We start from the raw sequence: 6738 nt of genomic DNA, 5'->3' as shown, positions 1-6738 counted from the left end.
GCGATTAAGCTTCTTTAAGTATATATGTACTACATTTAGATGCGTTCGCCCTGGACGATATCCCATACCGTGCAAAGTTTCAATTGGGTTAGCGCAGTCGAAGCAGGCTAGTTTGCGACGCAACAAACGTACTTGCGCTGCTACCACATTGCTAGCAGGTTCTGCACTCACTTCCCAAAGCTGATTGCGAATCTGTTCCGTGGTAACAATTTGATTGGGGTGCTTCATCAAATATTCCACCAGTTGGAATTCTTTATTAGTTAAGGAAATTTCCTGTTTTTCCCCCGTCGTATTTTGACCGACAACTGTACTATTGCTGTAATCTAAAGTAAAGTTACCAACGGTTAGTTGTTGAGGTTGTAAGTGGGGATAACGCCGCTGCAATGCCCGCAACCTTGCCAGTAATTCTGCCATTCCAAAAGGCTTCACCAAGTAATCATCAGCACCCGCATCTAAGCCAGCAACTTTATCTTCCATGCTATCTCTAGCTGTGAGCATCAAGACAGGTAAAGAATTTCCTTTTAAACGCAGCTTTTTACACAATTCCAAACCAGTAAATCCTGGGAGCATCCAATCTAAAATCGCCACTGTATATTGTGCCGAACTATTTTCTAAATATGCCCATGCTTCATTACCATCCATTACCCAGTCAACTAAATACTTTTGCTGCTTCAGCGTTCGCTTAATAGCAGCGCCCAAATCTGACTCATCTTCGACTAGCAGTATCCGCATATCAAATTGAAAGGTTAAAGGTTCGTGGCAATTTTGTGAAATCAGCATAGTTAATAACAGGGTTATCCCTTAGAAACAGATTGACAGAAGTTTATGAAATTAGGATGAAATTTTGGGTTATTAAATAATGTATACGAGTAAGCTATCTAAGAGTATAAAGAGATGCCACGCCTTGGTAGTAGATAATCTATAAGAAAAACTCAGTACATTCTATTGCTCGATTGGTATTAGTGATACTCTGTTAGAGAAGTTAACAAGTTTAACTAATTACAATAGGTCTACTGAGTTATTTTTATTCTGACAGGTAACGATGAAATCAAGATGAAATATTAAGTCAGCTCATAAAATCTCTAATTGCACTTAACCCGAACCACAATACACAAATCAAAAGCTAGGGTTTTGATTTAGTTTATGTACTAACAAATAAGTATTAGTTTGGCTACTGGTTCTGAAAAAGCTACTGTAGCTTTTCTGTTGTTAATGGAAACCGTTGTCGGAAATTTTTGACTTAATTTATTTTGGATCTCAATTTCTTTATCAATACTTACCCTAGGGCGGCCGCATCATGTCAATAAGTGAAGCCTATTCTCAATAGAGCTAAAAATAATGTCATTAACCTTTGCTTATTGCGAAGAAATTAGGCGATCGCTTTGGGGCTTTAAAAATAATCAAACGCGAAATCCTGATTTTTTCGTTGGTTCTTAAGCTTCGTTGTGATCAAGAGTAATTTAGATGCGTTTGCCCTAATACTTACCCCCTCTGGGAAATCAATCGTCAATTCTGAAAGAGCTTTACCTTGGACATGAACATCAAACTTATGAATAGCATCTTGAGTACGGGCATTATTAGGAACAGTAGCACTATTTCGGAGATGGAAAATTTTAGCATCATTTGGATTTTTCGTCCAAGCAGTAGGAACTGAAGATCCAATAACTAAGGTAAAGGTAAATGTGTAAATCAGCTTTTTCATCAATATTTCCCTTATTTTGTTAATCTGTTAATTATCTCTATATCTATAATTGTGAAAGGTATTGATGAAATACAGATAAAATCTTCTTATCTTACGTAAAATTTAAACCATAGTTATTAATTATCAATAATTTAAAATTATTAATAATATTTGGAAAATTGTGTTAAAAAATCAAAAAAGCTCCTGAGATTTAACTTTAAGTTAAATCTCAGAAACTTTATTTATTGAATAGCGCTAAGTTTAAGGATTTATACGAAATCTAGCTACACCTATAGGTATTTCTGCATTAGTGCCAACAAGATTAGCAGATAGATGGTAGACAGGGCCATTACCAAGAAATGGTTGTTTGACATTCTTGATGTCAATTTTTAGTTTAGTATTAGGGACAATTGGTTCGCTAAAAGCTAACAGTATAGTTTTGCCATTTACAGAAACATCAGTATTAATTTTTCGACCATTTTCTTCTTTTATAACAACATTATTAGTATCATAACTCCACCTGACAGTATTTGGAACTTGAATTTTTAACTGCGAAACACTCTTGCTATTTTTGGGAACGTGTACACGCAAAGTATGTCTAACAGCCGACCAGCGAGTCTGAGGAAATTGAGAGTTCCCATCAACATGAGGAATATTACCATCTTCTTCATTAGCACTTGCATAGTTGGCAGGAATTAAAAGTGCAGCAGCTAGAGTAGATATAGCAACGTAATTTAGAACTTTCTTCATGTTTACTCCTCACTTAATTATTAATGTCAGCCAATCAAAATTAATCTGTGATAAATCAATACGTAACAATCTGGTAAAACTAACATTAACTACCTTCTACATTTCTTAATTTTCACAATGTGAAAATTAAGATTAGGTGTAAAGATTTTAAGCTTTTACACTCTTAGACCTCGTAATACCAACATTTTCAAAAACTTCTATGAAAAGTCAGTCTACGCTTACACGTTAGTTAAAAGAAGTTAGAAATTTTACCGTTAACTTGTTTACTGTTTGAAGTCTAAAAGGTATACTACCTTTATTGATCAGTTTGACAGGTCTAAATGAAATCAAGATGAAATTTTTGATTAATGTCAAAATTTAAGAATTAAAATGTAGGGAATTGAGCTACACCAACGGAAATATCTATATCACTACCAACAACCTTTGCTGAAAAGCGGTATATCGAAGGTGGGCCTGTCACTGGTTGTTGAACTTGATTAAAATTAACTAAGAGTTTAGTGTTAGAAATAACCTTTTCAGGGAAATCTATAATAATCTGTTTGCCATTGACGGAAATATTAGTATTAATTTTCTGACCATTCGCATCGAAGACATCAATGTTATTACTCACTGCTACAGTAGATGGAGTTTCTATAATAAGTTGGGAAAGAGGGTTGTTATTTTGAGGGATGTTTAACCGAAAAGTATGTTTGACAAGCCGCCAACTATTAGCAGGATATTGCAAGTTATTATCAATGTTAGTCTCTTTAGCACTTGCATGACTAAGGGAAAAGAAAGCTGTAGTGGCAAGAGCAAACACTGTAGTTGTGTAAATCAATGTTTTCTTCATCTGGAATTTATAAGTAAATTTTATGTAGAATAAGCTACATATTTTTACTTATTGAATGAACCTTTACATTATGATTTTGACAGGTCATGATGAAATCAAGATGAAATTTTGGCTGGTTTGGGAAAATTATTCATTCATGTTATGGTAAGTAGCCACGGCTGAAGGAAAACTGCGGTTGACGTAGCGAAAAATCTAATATTTGAAAATTGTATCTATGACAACTGGGACAGAAGCAATAAATAGTAAAATCAGACTTTTATTTTCTGGAATATCAAAATACTTTGAGGTATTTTCTAAAATTATTTCCCAGCCATAGGTAGAGTGATAGCCGACAAAGATATCAGTAGTGATAATAATGAAAAAAGCTTTCGCGGAGCCGCTTAAGCCATAAATTAAGTCAGCACTAAAAAATTGAATAGTGATAAGCTGCTGCTTACCAAAGGCACATAATATAATAAATGACAATTAGGAAATATAACTAATAATTTTGCTTGACTTAAAGTTAAAAACTTGATACAAATCGACTTGTTCTCAGTGTATAGAAGCAACAAAAGCAGACTGGAAGCATCTTCGTCGTGCAGTGGGATGCTTTGGTGGAGCGCTACCGCCAACCGTTTGTCTGCGATCGCAAAGAGCGACATAGAAATCTTCGCTGTCTGCTTGTTCATTGAATTAAACTAGGTTATCAGGAGCAAAAGGACATTGGTAACTCGGATCGCCTGTCTCCACCTGAATAGTTGGGTGTTCAATGCTGAAATTATCGTGAAGCTCACGGACTACCCGTGCTAAAAAAGTATCACCAGGATAACCTGCTGGAATGACAAGGTGAGCAGTCAGTGCTGTTTCTGTGGTACTCATTGCCCAAATATGCAAGTCGTGAACTTGAGTTACGCCAGGGAGTTCGGTTAGATAAGTACGGACAGCCAAAGGTTTTATTCCTGCTGGTACAGCATCTGTAATTAAATTCAAGGATTCCTGCAAAAGTCCCCAAGTGCCAGCTACAATCACCACAGTAACAATCAAACTCACCACCGGATCAAACCACAGCCAACCTGTAGCAATAATTGCAATACCAGCTAGTACAACCCCTACAGATACCGCAGCATCTGCAACTAGATGCAAAAATGCGCCTCTGATGTTCAAGTCACTTTTACGCCCCGACAAGAACATTAAAGCACTTACTGTATTAATGAAAACTCCTATAGCTGCTACTGTAATTACTATTCCTCCTGCTACCGGAGCAGGTTCACGAAACCGTTGAATTGCTTCCCAGCCAATACCGCCAGAAACAACTAGGAGAAAAGCAGCGTTTAAAAGCGCAGCCAAAATTGAAGAACGACGCAGCCCGTAGGTGCGACGTGATGTCGGGCTACGACGGACGAGGATGCTTGCTCCCCAAGCAAGTAGTAAACCCAGAACATCGCTTAAATTGTGACCTGCATCGGCAATTAAAGCAAGGGAGTTAGCAACAATGCCATAGGTTGCTTCGATGACGACAAAAGCAGTGTTGAGAGCGACACTGATAACAAAGGCACGGTTGTAATTACTGCCACCGTGGTCGTGTCCGTGACTATGATTATGAGACATAACTGCCTTTCACGCTCCGGTGGAGAGAACTTCTATGGTTTAACAAGTTTGTTACTTGCCTTTAAGTATATGTTTGAGTAAGGAAAAAAATTCGGTTATTGCAGTTTCACTTATCGCTAATTATTTATTTGCTCGGATTATCGTTTAAAGGTAAAGCGACCATTAAATTTCTCACCTTTTACATCCGTTTGAATAACAACTTTATACTCTCCCGTTGCAGTTGCAGGCAGCTTTGCTGTGTATTGCTTTTCCTCGGTATTATAAGGAACTTGTAGGGTTTTGTTACTGCCATCTGGTAGCTGAACTTGAGCCGTGAGCTTGGCATCAGTAATTGCTTTGTCCTGCTCGCCGTGTACGCTCACATCTAAATGAGTAGAATCTTTTTCTATATTTTGTTTGAACTCTAAATGATATTTGCCCGACTCTATAACTTGACCTTTATGCTCTCCATTATTAGATTGATTGCCTTTTTCATTATGAGCATGACCGTCGTTTTCATTATGCGCTTCCCCAGTTTTAGCAATGGGTTCAGTTTTGGTATTTGTTTGTGTAGTTGCAGTCTTGCTAGCACTTTCCGAGTTAGCGGCTTGATTCCCACTATTACAAGCACTCAAAAAAATTAATCCTATACTGCTAACAATTACTAAACTGGTCTTCAGAAATTTCATTAATACAAACTCCTTGATGTTTTGTGAATTAAAAACTAATACAGCACGTTGTAAGTAAATCATCCATTTCAAATCAATGAAACCCTTGGGGTATAGGAATTCCTAATTCCTAATTTCGTTAGCGTAGTGAAGCGTAGCCCATTTTAAATTCCGCCAAGCTTTACTAGGCTCTAGCTTCTCGTCCAATTTCTGGCTGAATAATTGGTTCAGCCTTTCTCGGCACCAAAAATCTTCTAAACTGCATATATGAAGCTGGAAGTACTAACAGGGTTAAAGCAGTAGAGGTAAACAATCCACCCAATACTACAACGGCTAATGGCTGAAGAATTTCCTTGCCTGCACCACTACCAATTACCAGTGGTACCATACCCAATGCTGAAGCCAATGCTGTCATCAAAATAGCAACTAAGCGTTCCATCGACCCTTCCATCAAAACCTGCGGTAAAGGTTGTCCTTCTGCTAATCTGGCATTGTAGTTCTCAACCAACAAAAGTCCGTTACGTGCTGCTACACCAAATAGAGTAATAAATCCTACCATTGAAGCTACGGAAATGATGCCACTTGTCAAGGCTATGGAAATCACACCACCAATTAATGCCAAAGGCAAATTAATTAAAATCATGATGGTTGCAGGAATTGATTTAACAGCAAAGTAAAGGATAAGTGCGATCGCCATAAATGCTAATGCACCAGCCGAAAGTAAAGTTTTCGTCGCTCCCTCCTGCGCTTCAAATTGACCACCGTATTCAATAAAATATCCAGAGGGTAATTGCACCTGTTGCTTAACTCTCTCCCGAATATCCTTAATTACAGAACCCAAATCTCGTCCAGCCACGTTGCTGGATACGACAATATAGCGAGAGACGTTTTCGCGGTTGATGGTATTGGGGCCTGTAGCATAGTTGATTTTTGCGACTTGGGCTAAGGGAATTTTTTGTCCGTTGGGTGTATCAACTAGCAAATTTCCGATAATTTCAATATTGTTACGGTATTTTTCTTGCAACCAAACCACCATATCAAAGGTTTGTTGTTGCTCCAATACTTGGGAAACGACTCGCCCATTCAGTGCAGTCTCTACTACCTCTGACAATTCGCCAATAGTTAAACCATAGCGGGCTGCTGCGTCGCGGTCGAATTGAATTTGTACCTGTTTAATTGGTACTTGCGGTTGGGAGCAACGCGATTTTGTGAGGTCGGGTAAAAAAGTGCGATCGCTAAAACTT

General features: G+C 37.9%; 9 protein-coding genes. All 9 read right to left on the bottom strand.

Going from position 1 to position 6738, the window contains the following annotated elements; all coding sequences use genetic code 11:
- Window positions 1-780: two-component system response regulator RppA (gene rppA, locus ACM0OY_RS38910; protein ID WP_414574051.1), on the bottom strand; the 780-nt coding region annotated here is incomplete at its 3' end.
- A 610-nt stretch (window positions 781-1390) separates the two neighbouring features.
- Complete coding sequence (locus tag ACM0OY_RS38905) at window positions 1391-1702, bottom strand: hypothetical protein (protein ID WP_414574050.1); 312 nt, start codon at window positions 1700-1702, stop codon at window positions 1391-1393.
- 240 nt (window positions 1703-1942) lie between these two features.
- The gene (locus ACM0OY_RS38900) at window positions 1943-2431 is read right to left on the bottom strand and encodes a DUF2808 domain-containing protein (protein WP_414574049.1); all 489 of its coding nucleotides are present in this window, start codon (window positions 2429-2431) and stop codon (window positions 1943-1945) included.
- Between the two features lie 364 nt (window positions 2432-2795).
- Window positions 2796-3260, bottom strand: a complete 465-nt coding sequence (locus ACM0OY_RS38895) for a DUF2808 domain-containing protein (protein ID WP_414574048.1) — start codon at window positions 3258-3260, stop codon at window positions 2796-2798.
- Between the two features lie 192 nt (window positions 3261-3452).
- Window positions 3453-3725 (bottom strand): hypothetical protein, encoded by a 273-nt coding sequence (locus ACM0OY_RS38890; RefSeq protein ID WP_414574047.1) that lies wholly within the window; start codon window positions 3723-3725, stop codon window positions 3453-3455.
- A complete protein-coding gene (locus tag ACM0OY_RS38885; protein WP_414574052.1) occupies window positions 3653-3928 on the bottom strand; it encodes a hypothetical protein in 276 nt (91 codons plus the stop codon). The genes ACM0OY_RS38890 and ACM0OY_RS38885 overlap by 73 nt, the downstream gene beginning before the upstream one ends.
- A 4-nt stretch (window positions 3929-3932) precedes the next feature.
- Window positions 3933-4847 (bottom strand): cation diffusion facilitator family transporter, encoded by a 915-nt coding sequence (locus ACM0OY_RS38880; protein WP_414574046.1) that lies wholly within the window; start codon window positions 4845-4847, stop codon window positions 3933-3935.
- Window positions 4848-4984: 137 nt separating this feature from the next.
- Window positions 4985-5515, bottom strand: coding sequence for a hypothetical protein (locus ACM0OY_RS38875; RefSeq protein WP_414574045.1), 531 nt, complete (start codon window positions 5513-5515; stop codon window positions 4985-4987).
- A gap of 163 nt (window positions 5516-5678) precedes the next feature.
- Window positions 5679-6738 (bottom strand): efflux RND transporter permease subunit (locus ACM0OY_RS38870; protein ID WP_414574044.1); only part of this gene is annotated, 1060 nt, incomplete at its 5' end.

The organism is Nostoc sp. CCY 9925, from assembly GCF_963920935.1.
Classification (GTDB): domain Bacteria; phylum Cyanobacteriota; class Cyanobacteriia; order Cyanobacteriales; family Nostocaceae; genus Nostoc.
Note: the sequence above shows the minus strand (reverse complement) of the source record. Positions and strands in the feature narration are given on the sequence as shown.